Genomic DNA, 22,239 nt, shown 5'->3' on the forward strand with positions numbered 1-22,239 from the left:
GCATGCCGCCGCTGCGAGACGACGATTGCGCCTATCTAAGCGATTGGCGCGGCGTTTGCGACAGGGGGCGCGTCACAAATTTGTTTGCGAATTCCGTTTTCCCCGCCGCTGTGACATTTCGAAACACGCGGCCACGCCGGCGTAGATCACCAGCGATGACAGCCATCCGAGCGTCACGTCGGAAAAGTAATGGCCGCCGAAGGAGGTTCTGAGCGCCGGCGAGACGAGCGAGACGGCGATGAGTGGGGGGCCGAGGACCGCGCGGAGCGGTTTCGGCAGGAGCACGATCAGGCAGGCCATCCACCCGGCGCCGGCCGCTTCCCCGGAAATGAAGGAGCAGTTGCCGACACAGGCGCCCTGGAAATCTCCGGCCGGGACGAAGGCGTCCCCGCCGCCGAAGAGATCCGTTTCGTAGGGGCGAGGCCGGTTGGAGATCTGCTTGAGGATGAGATTGACCAGCACGTAGGGCCCGATCAGGAAGGCGATCAGCGCGATCGAATAGTCGCGCGTCTTACGGGGACTGTAGGTTGCGCCGTGATGCTGGAGATTGGCGATCAGCCGATAGAGGATGTAGATCGCGATGAGCGACGGGAGATAAAAGAGGATGCGCCGGATCACTACGAACACGACCTCGGAGCCATAGGGAAATCCGCCGCAGACCCGGCCCTGCTCGACTGCCTGGCCGCATGCCGCTTCCTCGAAGAAGGCACGTGCGACGGCCAGGTCGATCTGCGGAAACAGATAGAAGATCGCCAGCAGCGCCCACCACAGGATCATCAGCGTCAGAAACCAGCCCATCGGTCTGGCAAAAAAGCGCCGCGTGGCGATGCGCCATTGGGGGGCGGTGCGAGAGTGGAGGGGCATGCAATCCTATCCGGTTGATCGGGCGGCGCGACCCTAATCCAAGAGGCGCGCGATTTGAACAGGTGCAGGGCGATATCGTCGGGTGTGGGCTCCCGGAAGAGCGCGTTTTGACGCGGGTTCGATGACTGCGGGCGTCTGGGGCGGGTCGCCTCGACCATATCACGGCAGAGTTGACGTCTCCTGACCTTGCGTTCGAGCCCGAAACGGGGATGATCGCGGCTTCCTGTCCGAAAGCCTTCTGGAGTCGCAATGTCCGTGAAATTCGATATCTCCTTCGCCAAGTCCGCCAAGATCGACGGCGGCCTCGTCATCCAGCTTAAGCTTGCCGGTGACGGACCTGCGGCGGGCGTCGCGGAAGCCGATCCGGCCGGCGTGGGTGCCCGGGCGGCCGAGATCGCGAAGTTTTCCGCCAAGGCCACGACCACCCTCGACATCATCGCGCCGCAAGGCTCGGCTGCCGACCGTCTGGTCGTGCTGGGCCTCGGCAAGGCGGACGCGCTGGCCGCTCAGGATTGGCTGAAGGCCGGCGGTGTTGCGGCGGCTTCCATCAAATCGATGAGCAAGGTGGCGATCTTCCTCGATGCGCCGGGCCTCGACGTCGGCGGCACGCAGGTGGCCGGCTTTGCGCTCGGCATGCTGCTGCGCGCCTACAGCTTCGACGCTTACAAGACCAAGAAGAACGATGACGACGACAAGGCACCGAAGACAGTCAAGGTAACGATCGTCACCGCCAACCCCGCCGCCGCCAAGAGCGCCTTCGGCGAATCGGAGGCGATCGCCGGCGGCGTCAATCTGGCCCGCGAACTCGTCAACCTGCCGCCGAATGCGCTCGGTCCGCTGGAATTCGCCGACAGGGCCAAGGATCTCGAAAAACTCGGCGTCGAGGTGGAAATCCTCACCGAGAAGGAGATGAAGAAGCTCGGCATGGGAGCATTGCTCGGCGTGGCGCAGGGGTCGGTCAGGCCGCCGCGGCTCGCCATCATGCACTGGAAGGGCGGCAAGGCAAAGGATGCGCCGGTCGCCTTCGTCGGCAAGGGTGTGGTCTTCGACACCGGCGGCATTTCCATCAAACCGGGCGCCGGCATGGAGGACATGAAGGGCGACATGGGTGGCGCGGCGGCCGTGACGGGTCTGATGCACACGCTGGCTGCCCGCAAGGCCAAGATCAACGCGGTCGGCATCATCGGCCTCGTCGAAAACATGCCTGACGGCAATGCGCAGCGCCCGGGCGACATCGTCACCACCATGTCGGGCCAGACGATCGAGATCATCAATACGGACGCGGAAGGCCGCCTCGTGCTCGCCGATGCGCTTTGGTACTGCAAGGACCGCTTCAAGCCGCGGTTCATGATCAATCTCGCGACCCTCACCGGCGCGATCGTGGTGGCGCTCGGAAACCAGCATGCAGGGCTTTTTTCCAACGACGACGCGCTCGCGGGTCAGCTGGCTTCGGTCGGCGAGGTAACGGGCGAGAAGCTGTGGCGTATGCCGCTCGGAAAGGAATACGACAAGATGATCGATTCCAGGTTCGCCGACATGAAGAATACCGGGGGCCGCAGTGCCGGTTCGATCACTGCCGCGCAGCTTCTGAAACGTTTCGTCGGTGAGACAGCCTGGGCGCATCTCGATGTCGCCGGGACGGCGATGAATTCGCCCGCCAACGAAATCAACCAGTCCTGGGGTTCCGGTTATGGCGTCAGGCTTCTGGACGAATTGGTGCGTGCGCACTACGAAGACTGATGACCGAGGTCCTGTTTTATCACCTGACGGAATCGAAACTTGAAGACGCGCTGCCGGCGCTGCTCGAAAAGAGCGTCGAACGCGGCTGGAAGGTCGTGGTGCAGACCAATGCGGAGGCGCGTCGGGATTTCCTCGACGCGCATCTGTGGACCTTCCGCGAGGACAGCTTTCTGCCGCACGGCACGGATACCGCGCCGATGGCGGACGCTCAGCCCGTCCTTTTGACCGCGGGCGGGGAAAACGGCAACGGCGCAAGTGTGCGATTTCTGGTCGACGGCGCCGACCCGCCGCCGGTCGAGACATACGAGCGGGTCGTCTTCATGTTCGACGGATATGACGCCGTGCAGCTCGAAAACGCCCGAACCCACTGGAAGCGGCTGAAGGCAGAGGGCCACGTGCTGACCTATTGGCAGCAGTCGGAAGAGGGGCGTTGGGTCAAGAAGGCCTGACCGCTTTCGCCTACTTCAAGGTGATCTTGTCGCCAACGCGCGGCCGCGAGATCGCCTTTCCGACGAAGCGGTACTCGCTGTTGCCGGTGATGCTCGACAGCAGCGATGTGAACGGCGTGGTCATCTTGTAGTCCACCCGGCTGACTACGAGTTGGACGCCGCTTTCGACAACGTCGTCGGGTATGTCGAATGGCGGCGGGGCACCGGCGGCCAGCTGGTCCGCCTGGTAGGCGCGGGACCAGTTGACGGTTGCATTGCCTGCGGCATCGAAATCGACGATCGCAACCTGGATGTCGAGGGCGGCGCTGTCGAAGGGCGTCAGGACGGCCGCGGTCCCCTCAAGGAGGGTCTTAAGTTCGCTGGTGCTCCAGCTTGCTTCCTGCGAGACAATGTCGCTTGCAACTTCTGCGATCTGGTTGATCTTCCGCTGGACCATCAGACCTTCGCCCAGATCCACGGTACCCGCAAACATCAGCGCCATCAAAGGCAGAAGCACCGTGAATTCGATGGCGGATTGCCCGCCGCGATCGGCGAGCAGGCTCCGGACGCCTTTGCGGCGCGGCCCTTGCGGCCTGTCTTTTTGATCGTTTGCCTGTGCCATCGCCCGCCTCAGAAGGGTTCGTTTCTGAAAACCGCCGCGGCGGAAAGTACGTAGCTGCCGTCGGCGAGCGTGTTGACGTCCGCTCCGAGCTTGGCAAGCAGGCTGCTCCAGGGCAGGAAGGCCTGGATCATCACGTAGTCGCCTGACGATCCCGGAGAAAAGCTTTCGCTGACCGAAAGGACGCCGCCGCTGACGGCCGAGGTGAAGCTCATGGACGAAAAGTCCGACATGGTCGTCGTTGTCACGAGCAGTTCGTCCTCGCAACCGAAGGAGAGGGCCATGTTGTTGCAGACCGTGCTCTTGAACTTGGCGAGGTCCCAGCTCCCGGAATGGGCGGTGCCGACGCGCACTTCGCGAGCCGCCATGTGAAGCGCCGAGTCGAGCGCGCTGTCGACGAAGAACATGAGCGCCATGTCGAGGATGCAAAACAGGAAGAGCAGGAACGGAAAGACCAGCATCGCAAACTCGACCGCAGCCACCCCGTCATCGTTGCGTAGAAGGGCTTTGAAGCGATTCATGAGGGCGGTTCCTAGCTCGTCAGCCTGACTTTGGAGAGATATTGCTTGAAGAGGGCGGACAGGCCTTTTTCGATCTCCTCGGCAGAGTTTGCCTGCAGGAAGAGATCGCCGCTCGTTGCGCATTGTTCGAGTGCAGTCGGAATGTAGTCGGTGCGGGTGGTATTGCCCTGGCCCTGGGCGACGGTGCCGCCCCAGATCGAGGCGTAGCCGCTGCTGGTCATCGTCTTGCCGAGCGTGGCATTGTAGCCCCAGTCCCAAGGCATCGGCAGGTATTCCGTATAGAGAACGCCGACCGTGGCATTGAGGCTTTTCACCTGATTGCACCACGCGGAATTGATCGGAGCGACGGCCGTCTGCAGATAGCCCTTGGATGTCGGGAAGCGGATGCCGGAATTTCCCTGCAGCACCCAGTTGCGTTCCGACTGGACCCCGTCCGTCAAAAGCAGAATGAGCTTCAGCGGGCTGTTTTCGCTCGATCCGTCCCCTGCAGCCCCCACCATGGTCTTGAGCGCGCTGAACGAAGTATCGAAATAGGTCGCTTCCTCCGAGGTGGCGCTCGTCAGGCCGCTCGTCTTGTCGCTCAGCTTTTTCTTGGCGTTCAAGGTGGAGAAGGTCGGTGCCAGCACCTGGGTTGCGGTTTCGCCCATGGTGTAAAGCCCGACCTTGATGCGTTCGTGGGAGGCATCTGCCGCGTCGACCAGATCCAACACCTCGTCCACCGCATCGACGGAGACGTCGGCCCGCAGCTTGATCCCCATCGCCACCGAAAGGTCATAGACGTTGGTATAGGTCTTGCCCTTGTGTTTGAACGTGCTGCCTTCGGATGTGTGGCAGGCAAACGCACAGCCCGCCTGAGAAGCCCTCAGGCTGGCCTGTCCGGCGCTCGTGGCGGCAAGCAGCATGGATGCGGACTTGTCGAGAACGACATAGACATTGAGGTAGGCGCGGCCCGGACCTTCGACAGATGAGGCAACGCCCACGGCGACATCGTCTATGCCCGCGACCTTGAGGAGGGTCGTCGCCACCGACGCGCGGACGGTTGCCGTGATCTTGTGGTTGGAGGTGTCGATATCGATATCGTCAAGTGTGTAGCCGCCGCTTCCAAGATCGGTCTGGGCGGCAAACCATTCCTTGATGCGTGCTTCGAGTGCCGCCTCGTTCAAGGTTCCGACGCTCTTGACGGCGCCCAGCAGGGCGGCGTCGAGGTCTGCCTGCATTTTAGACCGGGTGTTGTAGGCGCGGACGTAGTCGAGGCTTGCTCCGATAGCCGTGATCAGCGGCACGAGCACAATGGCGAACATGATCGCAATATTGCCCTGGCGATTGGCAAGCAGGCGAGAAAAAATACGAAACAGGCCCGAACGCAACATGAAGTCGACCATCAATAAAAGAAAGATAGCGGTGACTATAGCGATAAACGGTAATGCAACGATTAATCGTATCCGAACGATGCCGATGAGTAGATTCACCAAGATTAAATGTTGTTTGTACGTCCACCGGACGTACGCCTAACAATCGTCGCTGTATTCGCGCCGTCAGGTCGAAGAGGGCGGCCGCATGATCGTCTGGCGCAGGAAGCTGTAGCCCATGGCCGGGCGCGCCGCCTGTTCGCTGGAATCGCCGGCGCCGCCGTGGCCGCCGGAACCGAATTCGTGGAAAAGCGGGTTGTGACCGCTATCCTCCAGACGCTTGGCGAAACGGCGGGCATGCGAGGGATGCACACGGTCGTCGTTGGAGGAGCTCTCGATGTAGACGGGCGGGTATTCAACCGCTCCGGCCGCTTTCACCTGATGCAGCGGCGAGTAGGAAAGCATGTAGTCGAGATCGGCCGCTTCGTCGGGATTGCCATATTCGTCCATCCAGGCCTTGCCGGCGGGAAAAACATGGAAACGCGACATGTCGATGACCGGAACGCGCGTCCAGACGGCGCCAAAATCCTCCGGGTAGCGGGTCAGCATGACCGCCGTCAGCAGCCCGCCATTGCTGCCGCCGGTGCAGGCGATCCGCGAGGGCTTCGTATAGCCGCGCTTGACGAGATCGCGGGCGACCGCGACGAAATCCTCGAATGCCTTGTGCCTGCCGGCGCGCTTGGCAACGCGGTGCCAGTCCGGCCCGAATTCTCCGCCGCCGCGGATATAGGCCTGGACATAGGCGCCGCCCTGTTCGAGCCAGATGCCGTTGGCGCCGGAATAATAGGGCGAGAGAGGTGCTTCGAAACCGCCATAGCCATACATCAGGACCGGCAGCTCGCCCTCCGTCCAGGCCTTCGGAAGGATGATGTGATAAGGCACCCTGGTGCCGTCTTCCGATATCGCCTCCAGGAGTTCCGAGCGCATTCCCTCCGTGTCGAAATAGGCGGGAGCCGTTGCGGTCTGTCGAAGCTCCGCTTTGTTGTTGCGGCTCGAAAGGTCGAGGATGTAACAGGCGGGAGGTTTGAGGAAGCCCTGGCCGATCACCTGCAGCACTTCCTCTCCCTGATGAAGATCGGCATCGAGTGTCCGGAAGGAAACCGACTGGACTTCGGCCGGCAGGGCAAGCTCCTGCGGCGTGGCATCGGCCTTGGTCAGGTCGAGGAAGAAAAACCTCGGCTTAAGGCGGTCGCTGACGATGAAGACGCACCAGGTCTTGAGCACCGAGAACTGTGAAACGGACTGCCCCTCCTTCGGCGTGAACAGGACACGCTCGGGCTTGTCGAGTGGCTCGTCGGCAAATGGCGTGAAGCGTTGCAGGATCAGACTGCCGATCGGAAAACGTTCGTCCGTTTTTGCCCGCCAGAGCAGATGATCGTGGTTGATCGAGAAATCGATCTCGGTCGGCAGGTCGAGACGGCGCAGGTTTCCGTCACCATCCCTGGCATGGATGCTCTGCTTGCCGATCTCGTGGCAGGCCGAAAAGATCTCGATCTGCCGTTCGCTTGCGGCCCCGTTCCAGAACATCGGGTCGATGACGAAGCTGTAGCCGTAGACGTCGCTGTCGGCCGCCTCATGGAGGATCGGCGCGTCCTGCGGCTTCTGACCGCGTTTCAGCCGCCGGCCCACTCGCGGCCAGCCGGAACGGGTCGCGGAATCATCGTCGATGGAGCCGAAATAGCAGATCTCATCGCGATTGAGCCAACTCGCATGCGAGCGCACGGCGGGCGTGTCGAAACCGCCTTCGACAACGGTTTTGGTTTGCGCGTCGAATTCGAGAAGGCGCTGCAGATCGGAACCTCCGTCGGAAAGCTGCAGGAGGACACGCGTCGGCTCCCAGGGGCAGGTCACCGCGCCGTTGTAGATCCAGCGCTTGCCCTCTTTCCGGCAGAAGTCATCGAGGTCGAATACCGGCTCCCATGGTGCGTCGGCCCGCGCCGCTTGATCGGCCGGAAGGCGCCGCCAGACGCCGAGAGGGTTTTCCGTGCTGCGGTGAAAATCGAAGAGCCACTTGCCGCGCCGGGTCGGAATGATCAGCCGGTCGTCGCGCTCGATCATCGCCTTGATCGCGTCGCGATCCTTTTCGAATTCCGGGGTCCAGAGTTTCCCGCGGGAGGCCTCGTTCCGCTCGGCGATGAAAGCGAGCGTCTTCTGGTCGTCGTCGGTTTCGAGAAAAAGATCCATGGCAAAGCTCTTCAACGTGTTCATGGGTTTTCAAAAAGGACGGGCCCGCTCAGGCAAGGTCGGTGAGGGCAAAATCGTCACCAACATAGAGCAGACCAGCCCCGGCGGCCTTGGCGCCGGCATAACTGAAGCAATCGCCGAAATTAAGCTTCGCCGGATGACGGCCCTTGCCGTAGCGGTCGAAGGCGTCCAGGGCTTTCGAGGCAATTTGATCCGTTGCCGCGAGGACCGTGACGTTCAGTTCAGATAACAATGAGCGGACAAGCCGCTCGGATTCAGGAACGGACAGGTTTTGTTTCCCTGACAGCACGACGGCAGCCTCGTACACCACGGTAGGCCCTGTCGATCGCGGGTCGTCGGATGCCTCCAATTGCCGGATCAAATCTTCTGATTTTGGATCGCTAAGCAGGATTTCAATGATCGCCGACGTATCCAGAAACATCAGATTTCCCACATCTCGTCGAGGAAGGCTTTGTCATCGAAATCCGGATTCGGTTTCCCGAGCCTTTTCACTTCGTCCTGGATTGCCTTCAGCCGCTCGGTAAGCGGCGGCTTCTCCGAGGTGTCCGATGCTTCGGACGTTTCCACCACACGCTGCAGCGCTTGTCGGATCGCATCCGTCTTGGTGGGCGCGTTCAGAATTTTACGGGCCTGCTCGGCCAGTTCGTTGACGCGTTCGTCGCGGACGTAAAGGGGCATGGCGGCACCTCGTGAATATACATCCGAAGGTAGTGTATATTCATGAGGTGGACAAGGTTCAGCCCGCCATCGCCTCTTCATAATCCGACGAGAGCATCAGCCATTCCTCTTCCGCCGCCGCAAGTTTCGCCGCCGCGTCGGATCGTTCCTTGGCCTTCTGTGCGGCCTTTGCGGGCGACTTGTCGTAGAGCGCCGGATCCGCAAGCTCTTTATCAAGAGCCTGAATCTGTTTCTCCAGCTTGGCCGTCAAGGATTCGATTTCGTTGATCTTTTTCCTGAGCGGCGCGAGCGAGGCGCGTTTTTCGGCATTGACCTTGCGCTGGTCGGCCTTGGAGGCAGGCTCGTCCGGGGCCTGCGCCTTTTCGTCCTTCTTGCGTCCCGCAGAGACGATCAGGTCGCGGTATTCCTCGAGGTCGCCTTCGAAGGTTTTGACAGTGCCCTCGTTGACGAGCCACAGCCGGTCGACGGTCGCCTCGATCAGGTGGCGATCGTGGGAAATCAGGATGACGGCGCCGTTGTAGTCGTTGAGCGCCTCGATCAGCGCCCGGCGGCTGTCGATGTCGAGATGGTTGGTCGGTTCGTCGAGGATCAGGAGGTTCGGTGCGTGGAAGGCCGCGAGCCCCATCAGAAGGCGTGCCTTTTCGCCACCGGAGAGGTCCTTGGCGGCGGTGTTCATCTTTTCGGTGGCGAGGCCCATCTGCGCGACACGAGCGCGCACCTTGGCCTCGGGGGCTTCCGGCATCAGCCGGCGCACATGGTCGACCGGTGATTCATTGGGGATCAGGTCGTCGAGTTGGTGCTGCGCGAAGAAACCGATCTTCAGGCTCGGCGCGAGCTTGATCTCGCCGCTTTCGAGCTCCAGCCTGCCCGAAACCAGCTTTGCGAAGGTCGACTTGCCGTTGCCATTGGAGCCGAGCAGGGCGATCCGGTCGTCGTTGTCGATCCTGAGGCCGATATTCTTCAGGATCGGTTTGCCGGGCGCATAGCCGACCGCGCCCTTGCTGATCGCGACGATCGGCGAGGCGGGCTGCTTTTCCGGTTCCGGAAAAGTGATCGGCTGGACATGGTCTTCCACCACGGCGGAAACGGTACCCATCCGTTCCAGCGCCTTGATCCGGCTTTGCGCCTGACGGGCTTTGGAGGCCTTGTAGCGAAAGCGGTCGATATAGCTCTGGATGTGCTTGCGGGCGGCATCGCTCTTGGCCTTCGCCTTCATCTGCAGCTCGTCGGCCTCGGCCTTCTGCCGTTCGAACTGATCGTAGCCGCCGCGATAGAAAGTGAGCTTCTTCTGATCGAGATGGACGATCGAGTTGACCGCGTTGTTCAGGAGGTCGCGGTCGTGGCTGATGATGATGACCGTGTGCGGATAGCGCCGCACATAGTCTTCGAGCCACATCGTGCCTTCGAGATCGAGATAGTTGGTCGGTTCGTCGAGGAGCAGAAGGTCGGGCTCGGCGAAGAGCACCGAGGCGAGCGCCACGCGCATGCGCCAGCCGCCGGAAAAGGAGGAGGCAGGGCGGTGCTGGGCGTCATGGTCGAAGCCGAGGCCGGAAAGAATGCTTGCCGCGCGCGCTTCGGCCGAATGCGCGTCGATATCGACGAGCCGCATCTGGATTTCCGCGATGCGGTGTGGATCGCTCGCGGTTTCGGCTTCATCGAGAAGCGCGGTGCGCTCCTTGTCGGCGGCGAGCACGATCGAGATCAGCGAGTCCTCCGTGCCCGGCGCTTCCTGCGCGACCTGGCCGATGCGGGCGTTCCTCGGAATGGTCACCGAACCGCTTTCGGCAGCGAGGTCGCCGGTGATCACCCGGAAGAGTGTCGATTTGCCGGCGCCGTTGCGGCCGACAAGCCCGGCCTTCGCGCCCGCCGGAAGCGTCACGCTGGCATTGTCGAGGAGGAGGCGCCCGGCGATACGGGCGGAAAGGTCGGTAATCGTGATCATGGCGGCGGTTTTGGCCGAAACTGCCTGTGAAGGCAAGACGGCCGCAAGCATCTGTCGTCATGGGTTCTGTACGGGGATCTTAGCGGCTCGCCTGATCGGGCATGAAAACTGCCGGGCGGCCGTTCGCCTTCGCACTATCGAGCGCTACGGTTGCCTGCAGGCGCAGTTGCTGCGGCGAGAAGGCGTCGCCGGTGAGCGCAACGCCGATCGAAAGCGTCAGCGTCGCCGTTGCTCTGTCCGACACCGCGAAGACGAGGTTGTCGACAATGGACGCGGCGAGGCGTTCGGCAATGGGATGCACGCTGTCGCGGCCGACATCCTTAAACAGGAAGGCGAAATCCCCCTTGCCGATGCGGGCAAGGAAGTCGTTTTTCTTGATCGCCTTGCGGAAAATCGAGGCGGCTTTTCTCACGATGCGGTTGGCGGCCGGCTCACCATAGGTCTGGGCAATGTCCGGCAGGTCGTTGATGGTGACCAGGAAAAGGGCGATGTCGCGTCTGTCGGCCTCTGCTCCATAGAGCGTCTCCAGGCGCTCGGCGAAAGCGGCGTGGTTCGGCAGGGCGGTAAGACGATCCCGCAGGGTGATCGCCCGGGCGGCGGCGGTTTTTTGCTCCGAAGTGACGAGCCGATCGACGCCCGCCTTGAGCACGGCTTCGAGTTCCGTTTCCGCGACGACGGCATCCGACAAGGAAACGCTCAGATATTCGATCTCGGCAAGGATATCCATCGGTCCGGCATTGCTGTCTTCGCGAAGGCTGCGGGCGACGGCTTCCAGCACGCGCGTGAAGCCTTGCTTCTGCGTGACGCCGCTCGTCATCTTTTCCCGCAGGTCCCGAAGCAGATTGATCTCGTGATCGCGCGACCTGGCAGGCGCAAGCGCGACAAAGCCCGGCAGTTGATACCGTAGACCGATTTCATCGAGCAGTGTTTGGGAAGGTGCGAGCGGCAGTGCCAGCACCTCGCGGGAGAGCGCCGCATCGGCGCCGGACAAAGCCTCGTGAAAAAGCTCGTAATTGCGCGGCAGGCCGCTCACCTCCAGCTTCGCCATGTGCTGGCTCACCACCTGCAGGGTCCGGTCACGCACCGCCTTGCTGACTTCGCTCGTCATATCTTGCCCCAAGATCCGATCGGGTTATTCGATACCAAGTCCAGCCATGACGCGTGCCGTTTAACATCCGCTGAAGAACGGCACGGCCTCTGCTTTCAGGGTTAAGAGAGAATGGACGATGCGAGCGGCCCGACGATCTCCGTGATGCCATTCATGAAATTTCCTGACTGGATTCTTCCGGGTCTTTGCTTTCAATATCCGGCCATCTCTGACACAGGAGCCAAACATGACACGAATCCTCTATTCCCTCTGCGGTGCCGACGAAACGCGCCCGTTTTCTCCGCATTGCTGGAAGATCGTGCTCGCGCTCCATCACAAGGGTCTGGATTTCATCGAGAAGCCGATGCCGTTTACCGAGATTTCGAAGGTCGAGAGCGGATTTTCAAAGACCGTTCCGATCCTGAGGGACGGCAACGAACTGATCCGCGACAGCTTCGATATCGCGCTTTACCTGGAGGACACCTATCCGGACCGTCCGACGCTGTTCGGCGGCGAGGGCGGCAAGGCATTGGCCCGGTTCGTCGAGGGCTTCTCGCAGTTGGTGATCCATACGGCGATCACGAAGATCGCGGTGAAGAACATCCATGACATGCTGGGTGACACCGACCGGGTCTATTTCCGCCAGACCCGCGAGGCGCGCCTCGGCAAAACCCTGGAGGAGATTGAAGCCGGGCGCTCCACGGAGATCGACGCCTTCGCTGCAAAGCTCGAGCCGATCCGCCATACGCTGAAGTATCAGGAGTTCATCGGCGGCGATGCCCCGCTCTTTGCCGACTACATCCTCTTTGGCGCTCTGCAGTGGATGCGCATCACCGCCGGCGCGGACGTCTTCAAGGACGATGATCCCGTCGGACGCTGGTTCGAGCGCTGCCTGGACCTGCATGACGGGGCGGGGCGGCGTGTGACAGCCGCGTGAAATTGCCCGAACCCCCTTGTTTCCAGCGAAAGGGGCGGGTAAAGACCGCCCACTTTCCGTTGGCGATAAAGGATTACAACAATGGCGATTGAACGCACGTTTTCGATGATCAAGCCGGATGCCACCAGGCGCAACCTGACGGGCGCCATCACCAAGGTGTTTGAGGACAACGGCCTGCGCGTCATCGCTTCCAAGCGCGTCTGGATGAGCAAGCGCGAAGCCGAAGGCTTCTACGCCGTCCACAAGGAACGCCCGTTCTTCGGCGAACTCGTCGAAGGCATGACCTCCGGCCCGACCGTCGTTCAGGTTCTCGAAGGCGAAAACGCCATCCTCAAGAACCGCGAAATCATGGGTGCTACCAACCCGGCCAACGCTGACGAAGGCACTATCCGCAAGACCTTCGCACTGTCGATCGGCGAAAACTCGGTCCATGGTTCCGACGCTCCGGAAACCGCTGCCCAGGAAATCGCCTACTGGTTCTCCGAAACCGAAATCGTCGGCTGATTGACGCAAGGCAGAGCTCGAGAAAAAGGCCGGGGCGAAAGCTCCGGCTTTTTTCATGCCCGGTTTGCGTAACCTTCAGGCAGGGCAATCGGCGACCGGCGAATAATCGGCGCTGCCATCGGGTTTGAACACCTCCGGGTTCGGATCATAACCCGGGCCGACCACCAGCGGTTTTGCCGGCAATATGCTTTGATCGACATTCGATGTGACGGTGGTTTCGATCGTCTGGAGCGGCGTGCCGTCGCTGTCGAGAAGGCGGATTTTTACCGCATAGGGCCGGTCCTGCCGGACGCATTCGATCGGCGGGCTGGCGAGCGAGATCTTCTCCATCATCGGAAACAGCTTTTCCCGGATGGTCAGCGGGTTTCCGCCTCGCGGGTTTTCGAACTCCGCCTCGACAGATCCACCCTCGGGCAAAGTGCCAATTCGTCTCAGCGTCACCAGGTAGTTCGCCGTCGCCACGCGGTAGTTGAAGACGAAGATCCGCCCGGAAAGCTCGGCAAGCTGCTGTTCGGCTTCGCGCTGGCAGGCGGCGAGCAGAAGCACGGCGAGACCGCAGCTGATCAGCCGGCGCATCATGGTGCAGCCTCCTTCTTTTTTCGGCGATAGTGGCGGCTGGCCTTTGCCCGGTTGCCGCAGACGGTCATGTCGCACCATGTGCGGCTGCGGTTCTTGCTGCGATCGACGAACAGCCAGCCGCAATTACCGCAGATCTTCAGCCGGGTGATTTCTTCATTCGCGAGAAGCCGAAGGGCGGAATGGGCGGTGGCCGCTTCGAGCGCACCTTTCTCTGCACGGCGCAGGATGGCTGCAGTGGCTTCAAGCAGATCGGCCAGGAGGCCGTACCCGTCATCCCCCTGAACGCGCGCGCGAAAATAGCGGTCGATGGCCTCTCGCAACGTCAGGAAAGGTTCGCGGTTTGCGGGCGGCACCGGTGAGAGTTGGCCGAACAGGGCGCGCTCGGCCGAAAAGGCGCTTGTCGCCTCGGCAAAAGCGTCCATCTGCTTCTCTTCTGCGAAACGGTCGACGCTGCGCGCGGGGTCGAAGCGCAGGATGACGCTGTTGGCGACATCGAGCGCCAGAGCGCCTCCGGCAAAACGGTGCGGGGTCCATGAAAAATTCATGCCGTCATTATAACTGGCTAAAGGCATTTTACCAGTTATATTAGCTTGGATTGAGGAAGGATCCATGGCCTATCTGTTGCAGCAACTGGCGAATGCCTTTCCGCTGGCTGCGCTCTATGCGGCGCTCGCCTTCGGTTACTCCATCGCCTTTGCCGTGACCAAGCGGGCGGATATCACCTACGGCGCGATCTTCGCCTTTTCGGGCCATATCTATCTGATATTTGCCCATTTCGGTTGGAACCAGCTGTGGCTGGTCTTTCCCGCAGCACTTGGCCTCGGTGCCGTGGCGGCGCTGGCCGGCGGCCTCGGAGCGGGAGTGGTGGCGGGGCAATTCGTCATGCGGCCGCTTGCAAGGATTTCGCCGAATGCGGTGATCGTCGCCTCGCTCGGCGTGCTGATGGTGCTGATGGAGGGAGCAAGGCTTGCCTCGAACACGCGCGAACTCTGGCTGCCGCCTTTCCTCAACAATTCGGTGGTTTTCTGGCGGAGCGACGATTTCCCGGTGGCGCTGACGCTGATCCAACTCATCAATTTCGCACTGATGCTGGCGATGATCGGTTTTGGGTATCTGGTGCTCGCCCATACCCGTTGGGGCCGCGTCTGGCGGGCGGTCGCGGACGATCCGCTGGCGGCAGAGCTCTCCGGCACCAATTCCTCGCTGGTCTTCGTCGTCTCCTATGCGGCTGCAGCACTTTACGCCTCGGTCTGCGGCGTACTCGCGACCTCCCACTACGGCACGATGGATTTTGGCGCGGGCTTGCTGTTCGGGCTGAAGGTGGTGCTGATCGCTGCCGCCGGCGGCCATTCCAACCCATTGCGCTCGGCCGTCGGCGCCGCCGTCATCGGCTTTGCCGAAACGCTCTGGAGCGGCTATGGACCGATCGTCTGGCGCGACCTGGTGGTCGTCGCCATGCTGGTCATGGTCCTGGTGATGAGCCGGCGGGAACGGGCAATACCCTAGAGATCAGCGCCACTTGTCGCGGGCGGTGTCGTCGGCATCCTTGGCGGCCACCCAGTCGCGGGCCGTGCCGTCCGCTGCGTGTTCCTTCTTCCAGAAGGGGGCGGAGGTCTTCAGGAAATCCATCATGAAGCTCGCGCCATCGAAGGCCGCCTGCCGGTGGGGCGCGGCGGCGACGACCAGCACGATGTTCTCGCCCGGCATGATCTTTCCGTAGCGGTGGACGGCAGTGAGACCCAAGAGCGAGAAGCGTTCGATGGCGATCTCGGCGATACGGCGCATTTCGGCCTCCGCCATGCCGGGATAGTGCTCGAGTTCAAGCGCCGAAAGCGCGCCGTGCTCGTCGCGGCAAAGGCCGCTGAAGGTGACCACCGCGCCGATGTTCTTGCGGCCGGCCGTAACGGTGTCGATCTCGGACTGGAGGTCGAAATCCTGGCTCTGCACCTGGATCCGCGGCTCGACGATCACCGTTTCACCCTCCGGTCATAGGAGGGAAAATGCCGATCTCCCGGGCGCCGGCGATCTTTTCCGAATGCTCGACATGCTCCTGGTCGATCGCTACCCGGATCACCTCCGGATATTGAAGCGCGTTCTCGTATTCCTCGCCCAGGCTCTTCAGATGATTCAGCAAATCCCGTACCGTGACGACATCAGCCGGAACGGTGATTTCCTCTTCCGGCTTGCCGATGCGTTCGCGCACCCAGGCGAAATAGACGAGTTTGGTGCTCATTCTTCGTCCACCAGATGTTTCAGGCCGGCCTTGAAGTAGTCGTAGCCCGTGTAGAAGGTGAGGATCGCGGCAATCCACAGAAGCGCGATGCCGATTTCGGTAATGTAGGGCATGATCTTGTCACCGGCGGGGCCGGCAAGCAGGAAGGCGATCGCCACCATCTGGATCGTCGTCTTCCATTTGGCGATGCGCGTCACTGGCACCGATACCTTCAGCGCTGCGAGGTATTCACGCAGGCCGGAAACGAGGATTTCGCGGCAGAGAATGGTGATTGCCGCCCAGAGCGACCAGCCCGCGATCGTCCCGTCTGCGGCCATCAGGAGCAGCACGGAAGCGACGAGAAGCTTGTCGGCGATCGGGTCGAGCATCCGTCCTATATTCGACGTCTGGTTCCAGATACGGGCGAGATAGCCGTCGAGATAGTCGGTGAGCGAGGCGATCACGAAGATCGTCAGCCCTGCCCAACGGGCGAAATCCGAGCTTTCCAGCCGGCCCTCGATGAAGAAGCAGAGGACGATGACGGGCACGGCCAGAATGCGCGCATAGGTGAGCAGGTTGGGGATGTTGTATGCGCGGGAAGCCATGGACGACCTGTTAGCTCGATTTCTTCCTAGTTGATGCCTGAAGCCGCGCCCGTCAACATGCCTTCGCGGCTTTTTTGAAAAGGATTGCGGCAGAGCAACGACCTGCCCTTCGCTTTGGCGCGGGGTGTTCGTCATCCGAAACGATTCAGCGGATCGTTTCGTCGGCTGCGCCGCCCTTCCTCACCCGGCGCGATTCTCGTGGAAGTGATTGTAGATTTGTTTTGCCACGGCTTCGGAAATGCCCTCCACCGCCATCAGATCCGTAAGGCCTGCGCGCGAAACCGCTTTCGCCGTGCCGAAATGCTGCAGGAGCTTGCGTTTGCGGCCGGGTCCGATGCCGGAAATCTCGTCCAGCGGATTGCGGACCATTTCCTTCTTGCGGCGGGCCCGATGCGAGCCGATGGCGAAACGGTGCGCCTCGTCACGCATCCGCTGGATGAAATAAAGCACCGGATCGCGGGGTGGCAGCGAAAAGTCGCTCTTTCCATCCGCGAAAAAACGCTCGCGGCCGGCCTCGCGATCGACGCCCTTGGCGACCCCGATCGCCGTCACGACGTCGCGGATGCCGAGCTCGTCGAGAATGGCGCGCACGGCCGTCATCTGCCCCTGGCCGCCATCGATGAGGATCACGTCCGGCCAGGCGGGGAAGGCGGCATCTGCCGCATCCTCAGCGGTTGCCGGGGGTCCATTGCGGTCGGGCAGGCCCTCTTCCTTGATCAGCCGCGAGAAGCGGCGCGTCATCACCTCCCGCATCATGCCGAAGTCGTCGCCGGGGGTGATGTCGGTCGATTTGATGTTGAACTTGCGGTACTGGTTCTTCACGAAGCCTTCCGGCCCTGCCACCACCATGCCGCCCACCGCATTGGTGCCCATGATGTGGGAGTTGTCGTAGATTTCGACCCGGCGCGGCACATAGGGCAGGGCGAAGGTCTCGGCAAAGCCGGCGAGAAGCCGCCCCTGCGAAGCCGTCTCGGCGAGTTTGCGGCCATGCGCCTCGCGGGCATTCGCCAGGACATGATCGACGAGGTCTCTCTTTTCGCCGCGCTGCGGCACCGAGATCGCCACCTTGTGACCGGCCTTTTCGCAGAAGGCCATGGCGAGCAGTTCCTGTTCCTCGACAGTCTCGGAAAGCAGGATCTGCCGCGGCACCGGCTTGTCGTCGTAGAACTGGGCGAGAAAGGCGTTGAGGACTTCCGCAGGAGAAAGCTGCGGATCGGCCTTCGGAAAATAGGCGCGGTTGCCCCAGTTCTGACCGGTGCGGAAGAAGAAGACCTGGATGCAGGAGAGCCCGCCTTCGTGGTGGATGGCGAAGATATCCGCCTCTTCGACGCCAGCCGGATTGATGCCCTGGTGGCTCTGGACATGCGACAGCGCGGCGAGCCGGTCGCGATAGACGGCCGCGCGTTCGAAATCGAGATCTTCGGAGGCTTCCGCCATCTGTCTCGCGATCGCCGCCTTGACGTTCTGGCTCCTGCCGGAGAGAAAGTCCTTCGCCTCGCTCACCAGCGCGGCATAACCCTCGTCGCTGATTTCGTGGGTGCAGGGGCCGGAACAGCGCTTGATCTGATAGAGCAGGCAAGGGCGGGTGCGGGTCTCGAAGACGCTGTCGGTGCATGTGCGCAACAGGAAGGCGCGCTGCAGCGAGTTGATCGTGCGGCCGACCGCGGCCGCCGAGGCAAACGGGCCGAAATAATCGCCCTTGCGGGCGCGGGCGCCGCGATGCTTGAAGATTGCCGGTGCCCGGTGATCGCCGGTGATCATGATATAAGGAAACGACTTGTCGTCGCGCAGTAGCACGTTGAAGCGCGGGCGCAGGCGCTTGATCAGGTTCGCCTCGAGCAGCAGCGCCTCGGTTTCCGTCCGCGTCGTGACGAATTCCATATGCGTCGTCTCGCGCACCATGCGGGCGATGCGGTTGGAATGGACGCGGCCCTGGGCATAGTTGCCGACGCGCTTCTTCAGGCTGCGCGCCTTGCCGACATAGAGGACGTCGGCCGCCTCGTTGAACATGCGGTAGACGCCGGGCGCATTGGGCAGATGCTTGACGAATTCGGCGATCAGTTCGGCGCCCTTGAGGCCGCTCTCGTTCTTGAGAGCCTCGTTCCAGTCGACGGACGCAACGATCCCTTCGACGGGCTCGCTCACCGGAGCGTCGTCGTCATCCTCTTCCGTCTCGTCATAAAGAACGCCGCCATCCGGCAGCTTCGTTCCATTCATTCCAAAGTCTCCGCCAGATGCCGGAACGGAGCCGGTCGCTGGCCATCGCCGATTCGAACCATGAGCCCGTGATCGGCAGCTTGTCAAAGTTTTGCGGGCGGGGTGGGCGACCCGGCATCGGGTCCCAAGGCAGAGATAGTGACTCGCCTTCTGTTTGGGAAGTGACGGACGTCCGTCCGAGCCTTTGGGGCGGTAGCGACGAGCGACCCGGAAGGCGGCGGTTGTTTGAGGCAGGAATCTGGCAACAGGCGCCTACTTTGCCTGCGCACCTGGAAATGAAACTCATGCGTTCGGTCATTATTGCAGTGCAGACGGCAGGTTTTTCGTGCCTTTGTCTCTGCTGTTCTAAGGATAGAAGTTGAAAATGCGGCGTCTTGGCCGTAGAGCCGGCGCAGGGAAGGTCTATTGACCGAGAAGTTCTTTCGGTTTAAGAAGTAATTAATTGAGCTTAAGATGTATATAGTTAAATTAATGAATAAGTAGGGTTAATGATATACATGTTGCGATACAGCAACATCCAATTTCGGCCTTTTGCACGCCACAATCAATTCACATTTCGGCTCTTTCATTTCCTCAATTCGCATCCACATTCGGCCTCAGCGGGCAGGGAACAAAGCCGTCGCAGCATTTGGTCGCGACGGACCCGGCACAGCAGTAAAAGGAGAAAATGTATGCGTACTCTCATCGCAACTCTGATGGCCTCGGCAGCCAGCTTCATCGCCATCTCCGCGGCCAATGCCGCTGATGCCGTCGACCAGATTCCGCAGGCTCCGGCAGCCGTCGAAGAGCCGGCACCGGTCGCGACCTGGGAAGGTTTCTACCTCGGTGGTTATGGTTCTTACGACTGGGGCCGCTTCGGCGGTACTGGCGATCGCGATGGCGCGTTTGGCGGCGGTGCTTACACCGGCTACAACTGGCAGTCCGGCCAGATCGTTTACGGTGTTGAAGCCGATGTCGGCTACAACGGCGAAAAGAACACCACGATCGAAGGCTTTGAAGGCAAGGCCGGCTGGAACGGCTCGGTTCGCGCTCGCGTCGGTTACGACCTGAACCCCTTCCTGATCTACGGTACCGGTGGTGTGGCTCTGCAGGACAACGAACTGAGCGACGCAACCTCGTCGGAAAACAAGACCTCAGTCGGTTATACGGTCGGTGCTGGTGCGGAAGCTCTCATCACCAACAACATCACCGCTCGTGTCGAATACCGCTACACGGACTTCGCTGCGGAACGTTACGGTCTGGACTCCGGTTCGGTTTCCAAGGGCTACGACGATCACAGCGTCAAGGTCGGTATCGGCGTCAAGTTCTAAGCTTCGAAGCCTTTACAGGCTGGGGAAAAGCCCGGACTTCGGTCCGGGCTTTTTTGTTGTCAGCCGACCGATTTCATCTCGCCGTAATGCGAAAAGCGCTTGCTGAAAATGTCCGGCCAGGAGGCGAGTTCCGGACGGCCCTCGGCCCACTGCCCGTTGAAGCGCAGGTCGAGATAGCCGATCAGCGCCGCGAGCGCGAAATGGCCGCCATTCAGCTTCTTGCCGGTCTTCGGCAGGTTCTTTTCCAGGTGATCGAGACCACGGACGACCTTTTCCCATTGCTTGTCGATCCATGGCTGGTGGATCTTGTCTTCCGGGTGGAAACGACGCTCGTAGATGATCGCCAGCAGGCAATCCATGATTCCGTCGCACAAGGCTTCCAGAACTTCGACCTCGGTGCGCTTCGCATCCTTCTTCGGATAGAGCTTTCCGCCCGAAAGACGGTCGAGATAGTGCATGATTGCGACGCTGTCGTAGACCGGCGGCTCGCCGTCTAGGATCAGCACCGGGATCTTGCCGAGCGGATTGTTGTCGATGAGATCCGGCGGATTGGCGTTGGTATCGGTCTTCACCTCGGTGATCTCGATGCCCAGATGACGGGCGGCCATCCGTGCTTTGGCGGAATAGGGGGAGGCCGGCGAATATAATAGCTTCATCATTGATCCTCTTTTGAAATCATTGAGCGGGAGGCAGGGTGATCTGGCCGATCTTGCAGCCGTCGCCGTCCACTTCCGGGCAATCGCGGAAAGACAGGTCCTTTGTCAGGCAGATGCGCACTTCTTCCAACCGGTTTCCCTCGCAGCTTGTGGCGATGCCCCTGCGACTCAAACCTGGGTTCGCAGCGACGAATCGGTCCTCGATCTGGTCGGCTGAGGCGGTGACCGAGGTTTCGCCGCGGGAGAGATCGGATGGCAGGCGGATGCGCCCGAAGGCCTCGCGGACCTTGGCGAAATATTCGCCCTGGTTCAAGCCCGTGCAGCTTCCATGCTTGCGCCATTGATGGCCGACAAGCCCCATCGACGGCATGATGTCGAACATGGTTTGACCGAGTGAGCGCGGCACGCGCTGCGGTTCGCGTGTCTGGCAGAAATCGGGATAACCTTTTTCATATTGCGGCCAGAGCCCATGCACGATGAAGCGGAAATCCTCATCTCCACCGCATTGCTGCTCGTTCCGGCCGCCATTTTGCGTGGCGCAGAAGGTCGGCGACCAGGAGAGCGACAGAACGTAGAAATCGAATTTTCCCGCTCTATCCTGCGCCGCGGCCGGAGCGACGGCAAGAAAACAGGCGAGGAAGCAACTAAAAGCGCGCCGGCGAAGTTGATCGGCCAAAGGTACCCCCTGCAATGAATATGCGACCGAAGCCTTAACGGTGTTGATTTAAACAGGGGTGGGAAGAACGGCAATATCGGAATGAAATTCAAGAAGTACTTCTGGCCTGTGGTCGGCGCCATAACCATCGTCGTTTCGGCAAGGTTTCTCTACCAGGAACTTCGCGGCCTGTCGCTCGACGAGCTGGCAGACAGCTTCGACGCCATCTCGACGGGAAACTGGATCCTGTGTGGTTTGTCCACATTGCTGGCCTATGCCGCGCTCGCCGGTTATGACCGGATCGCGCTGATGCATCTCGGCCGCAAGGTGAACTGGCTCTTCATCACCCTCTGTTCTTTCACCACCTACGCGCTCTCTCACAATATCGGCGCGTCCGTCGTGTCGGGAGCGGTGGTGCGATATCGGGCCTATTCCGCCAAGGGGTTGACGCCCGCTGAGATCGGCGTGCTGATTGCAGTCTGCTCCTTCACGTTCATTCTGGGCACGCTTTTTCTCGCCGGTATCGTGCTGATCATCGAGCCCGAAGTCACGGGTCGTTTCGGCGACCTCCTTCCATTGGAGGCATCGGCGGCGACGGGATATGTGCTGCTCGGGCTGGTGGCGCTCTATGTCGCGGCGAGCTTCATGAAGCTCCGGCCGCTTCAGATCGGCTCGCTGAAGATATTTTATCCCGCGCCGCCGGTCGTGCTGCCGCAACTCCTCATCGCCCCGGTCGAACTCATAGGGGCGGCCGGAATCATCTATTTCGCGCTGCCCGAGACGGGAAATCCGGGCTTTATGATCGTCCTCGGCATCTTCCTGATTTCCTTTTCGGCCGCACTCATCTCCCATGCGCCGGGCGGGCTGGGCGTGCTCGAGCTCGTCTTCATCATGGGACTGCCGGACATGGACCAGGCCGACGTGATCGCCGCCCTGCTGATCTTCCGGCTCTTCTACCTGCTCATCCCGTTCGCGATGGCGCTGGTGGTAGTCCTGCTGTTCGAACGGTCGCGGTGGAAGATCGAGCATCTGCCCGACATGGAGCGCGGCAAGCGGGAAAACTCTTGAAGC

Annotated in this window: 24 protein-coding genes; 7 read left to right on the forward strand and 17 right to left on the reverse strand. The window is 61.2% G+C overall.

The annotated features are described in order from the left end of the window. Positions 1-72: 72 nt before the first annotated feature. On the reverse strand, positions 73-864 hold the full coding sequence (locus C5L13_RS23835) for a phosphatase PAP2 family protein (RefSeq protein WP_105385761.1): 792 nt from the start codon (positions 862-864) through the stop codon (positions 73-75). 249 nt (positions 865-1,113) lie between these two features. Between C5L13_RS23835 and C5L13_RS23840 the strand changes: the two genes are divergently transcribed. Continuing rightward, a complete protein-coding gene (locus C5L13_RS23840; protein ID WP_105385762.1) occupies positions 1,114-2,604 on the forward strand; it encodes a leucyl aminopeptidase in 1,491 nt (496 codons plus the stop codon). Beyond that, on the forward strand, positions 2,604-3,053 hold the full coding sequence (locus C5L13_RS23845; RefSeq protein ID WP_105385763.1) for a DNA polymerase III subunit chi: 450 nt from the start codon (positions 2,604-2,606) through the stop codon (positions 3,051-3,053). Before C5L13_RS23840 ends, C5L13_RS23845 begins: the two co-directional genes overlap by 1 nt. A gap of 10 nt (positions 3,054-3,063) precedes the next feature. Here C5L13_RS23845 and C5L13_RS23850 read toward each other — a convergent pair whose 3' ends face one another. The 8 genes from C5L13_RS23850 to C5L13_RS23885 all read right to left on the reverse strand — a co-directional run bounded on the left by C5L13_RS23850 (position 3,064) and on the right by C5L13_RS23885 (position 11,514). Continuing rightward, the gene (locus C5L13_RS23850; protein ID WP_105385764.1) at positions 3,064-3,654 is read right to left on the reverse strand and encodes a TadE/TadG family type IV pilus assembly protein; all 591 of its coding nucleotides are present in this window, start codon (positions 3,652-3,654) and stop codon (positions 3,064-3,066) included. An 8-nt stretch (positions 3,655-3,662) separates the two neighbouring features. After that, positions 3,663-4,172 (reverse strand): TadE/TadG family type IV pilus assembly protein, encoded by a 510-nt coding sequence (locus C5L13_RS23855; protein WP_158693514.1) that lies wholly within the window; start codon positions 4,170-4,172, stop codon positions 3,663-3,665. Between the two features lie 11 nt (positions 4,173-4,183). Further along, complete coding sequence (locus tag C5L13_RS23860; protein ID WP_105385842.1) at positions 4,184-5,542, reverse strand: pilus assembly protein; 1,359 nt, start codon at positions 5,540-5,542, stop codon at positions 4,184-4,186. Positions 5,543-5,707: 165 nt separating this feature from the next. After that, positions 5,708-7,765: a prolyl oligopeptidase family serine peptidase gene (locus tag C5L13_RS23865; protein WP_105385843.1), complete on the reverse strand. Its 2,058-nt coding sequence runs from the start codon at positions 7,763-7,765 to the stop codon at positions 5,708-5,710. A 49-nt stretch (positions 7,766-7,814) separates the two neighbouring features. Continuing rightward, positions 7,815-8,207 (reverse strand): type II toxin-antitoxin system VapC family toxin, encoded by a 393-nt coding sequence (locus tag C5L13_RS23870; protein ID WP_105385766.1) that lies wholly within the window; start codon positions 8,205-8,207, stop codon positions 7,815-7,817. Continuing rightward, positions 8,207-8,464: a type II toxin-antitoxin system VapB family antitoxin gene (locus C5L13_RS23875; RefSeq protein ID WP_105385767.1), complete on the reverse strand. Its 258-nt coding sequence runs from the start codon at positions 8,462-8,464 to the stop codon at positions 8,207-8,209. The genes C5L13_RS23870 and C5L13_RS23875 overlap by 1 nt, the downstream gene beginning before the upstream one ends. A 58-nt stretch (positions 8,465-8,522) precedes the next feature. Further along, the gene (gene abc-f, locus C5L13_RS23880; RefSeq protein WP_105385844.1) at positions 8,523-10,406 is read right to left on the reverse strand and encodes a ribosomal protection-like ABC-F family protein; all 1,884 of its coding nucleotides are present in this window, start codon (positions 10,404-10,406) and stop codon (positions 8,523-8,525) included. Positions 10,407-10,485: 79 nt separating this feature from the next. After that, the gene (locus C5L13_RS23885; RefSeq protein ID WP_105385768.1) at positions 10,486-11,514 is read right to left on the reverse strand and encodes a GGDEF domain-containing protein; all 1,029 of its coding nucleotides are present in this window, start codon (positions 11,512-11,514) and stop codon (positions 10,486-10,488) included. A gap of 226 nt (positions 11,515-11,740) precedes the next feature. Between C5L13_RS23885 and C5L13_RS23890 the strand changes: the two genes are divergently transcribed. Further along, entirely contained in the window at positions 11,741-12,430 is a 690-nt protein-coding gene (locus C5L13_RS23890) for a glutathione S-transferase family protein (RefSeq protein ID WP_105385769.1), read from the forward strand. Between the two features lie 81 nt (positions 12,431-12,511). Beyond that, positions 12,512-12,934, forward strand: a complete 423-nt coding sequence (ndk, locus tag C5L13_RS23895; protein WP_105385770.1) for a nucleoside-diphosphate kinase — start codon at positions 12,512-12,514, stop codon at positions 12,932-12,934. Between the two features lie 75 nt (positions 12,935-13,009). On the opposite strand, the gene C5L13_RS23900 is transcribed toward ndk, so the two are convergent. Together C5L13_RS23900 and C5L13_RS23905 are read right to left on the reverse strand one after the other, a co-directional pair. After that, a complete protein-coding gene (locus tag C5L13_RS23900; protein ID WP_105385845.1) occupies positions 13,010-13,510 on the reverse strand; it encodes a hypothetical protein in 501 nt (166 codons plus the stop codon). Then, complete coding sequence (locus C5L13_RS23905) at positions 13,510-14,058, reverse strand: CGNR zinc finger domain-containing protein (RefSeq protein ID WP_105385771.1); 549 nt, start codon at positions 14,056-14,058, stop codon at positions 13,510-13,512. The genes C5L13_RS23900 and C5L13_RS23905 overlap by 1 nt, the downstream gene beginning before the upstream one ends. A gap of 64 nt (positions 14,059-14,122) precedes the next feature. Here C5L13_RS23905 and C5L13_RS23910 point away from each other — a divergent pair, with 64 nt between their 5' ends. Next, complete coding sequence (locus tag C5L13_RS23910; protein ID WP_105385772.1) at positions 14,123-15,019, forward strand: branched-chain amino acid ABC transporter permease; 897 nt, start codon at positions 14,123-14,125, stop codon at positions 15,017-15,019. A gap of 3 nt (positions 15,020-15,022) precedes the next feature. Here C5L13_RS23910 and C5L13_RS23915 read toward each other — a convergent pair whose 3' ends face one another. The 4 genes from C5L13_RS23915 to uvrC all read right to left on the reverse strand — a co-directional run bounded on the left by C5L13_RS23915 (position 15,023) and on the right by uvrC (position 18,547). Then, positions 15,023-15,484 carry a molybdenum cofactor biosynthesis protein MoaE gene (locus C5L13_RS23915; protein ID WP_105385773.1) on the reverse strand — a complete coding sequence of 154 codons (462 nt, stop codon included), beginning with the start codon at positions 15,482-15,484 and terminating at the stop codon, positions 15,023-15,025. Between the two features lie 4 nt (positions 15,485-15,488). Then, entirely contained in the window at positions 15,489-15,746 is a 258-nt protein-coding gene (gene moaD, locus C5L13_RS23920) for a molybdopterin converting factor subunit 1 (protein WP_105385774.1), read from the reverse strand. Beyond that, positions 15,743-16,330, reverse strand: coding sequence for a CDP-diacylglycerol--glycerol-3-phosphate 3-phosphatidyltransferase (gene pgsA, locus C5L13_RS23925; protein ID WP_105385775.1), 588 nt, complete (start codon positions 16,328-16,330; stop codon positions 15,743-15,745). The genes moaD and pgsA overlap by 4 nt, the downstream gene beginning before the upstream one ends. A 180-nt stretch (positions 16,331-16,510) precedes the next feature. Further along, positions 16,511-18,547, reverse strand: coding sequence for an excinuclease ABC subunit UvrC (gene uvrC, locus C5L13_RS23930; protein WP_105385776.1), 2,037 nt, complete (start codon positions 18,545-18,547; stop codon positions 16,511-16,513). A gap of 671 nt (positions 18,548-19,218) precedes the next feature. On the opposite strand from uvrC, the gene C5L13_RS23935 reads away from it, so the two are divergent. Further along, the gene (locus tag C5L13_RS23935) at positions 19,219-19,857 is read left to right on the forward strand and encodes an outer membrane protein (protein ID WP_105385777.1); all 639 of its coding nucleotides are present in this window, start codon (positions 19,219-19,221) and stop codon (positions 19,855-19,857) included. A 59-nt stretch (positions 19,858-19,916) separates the two neighbouring features. Here the strand turns inward: C5L13_RS23935 and C5L13_RS23940 are convergent, their stop codons facing one another. Next, positions 19,917-20,513: a glutathione S-transferase gene (locus C5L13_RS23940; protein WP_105385846.1), complete on the reverse strand. Its 597-nt coding sequence runs from the start codon at positions 20,511-20,513 to the stop codon at positions 19,917-19,919. 19 nt (positions 20,514-20,532) lie between these two features. After that, positions 20,533-21,189, reverse strand: a complete 657-nt coding sequence (locus tag C5L13_RS23945; RefSeq protein ID WP_105385778.1) for a ribonuclease T2 family protein — start codon at positions 21,187-21,189, stop codon at positions 20,533-20,535. Positions 21,190-21,270: 81 nt separating this feature from the next. Here C5L13_RS23945 and C5L13_RS23950 point away from each other — a divergent pair, with 81 nt between their 5' ends. Next, positions 21,271-22,236: a lysylphosphatidylglycerol synthase domain-containing protein gene (locus C5L13_RS23950; protein WP_105385779.1), complete on the forward strand. Its 966-nt coding sequence runs from the start codon at positions 21,271-21,273 to the stop codon at positions 22,234-22,236. Positions 22,237-22,239 lie beyond the last annotated feature (3 nt).

The organism is Neorhizobium alkalisoli (assembly GCF_002968635.1).
GTDB classification, from domain to species: domain Bacteria; phylum Pseudomonadota; class Alphaproteobacteria; order Rhizobiales; family Rhizobiaceae; genus Neorhizobium; species Neorhizobium alkalisoli.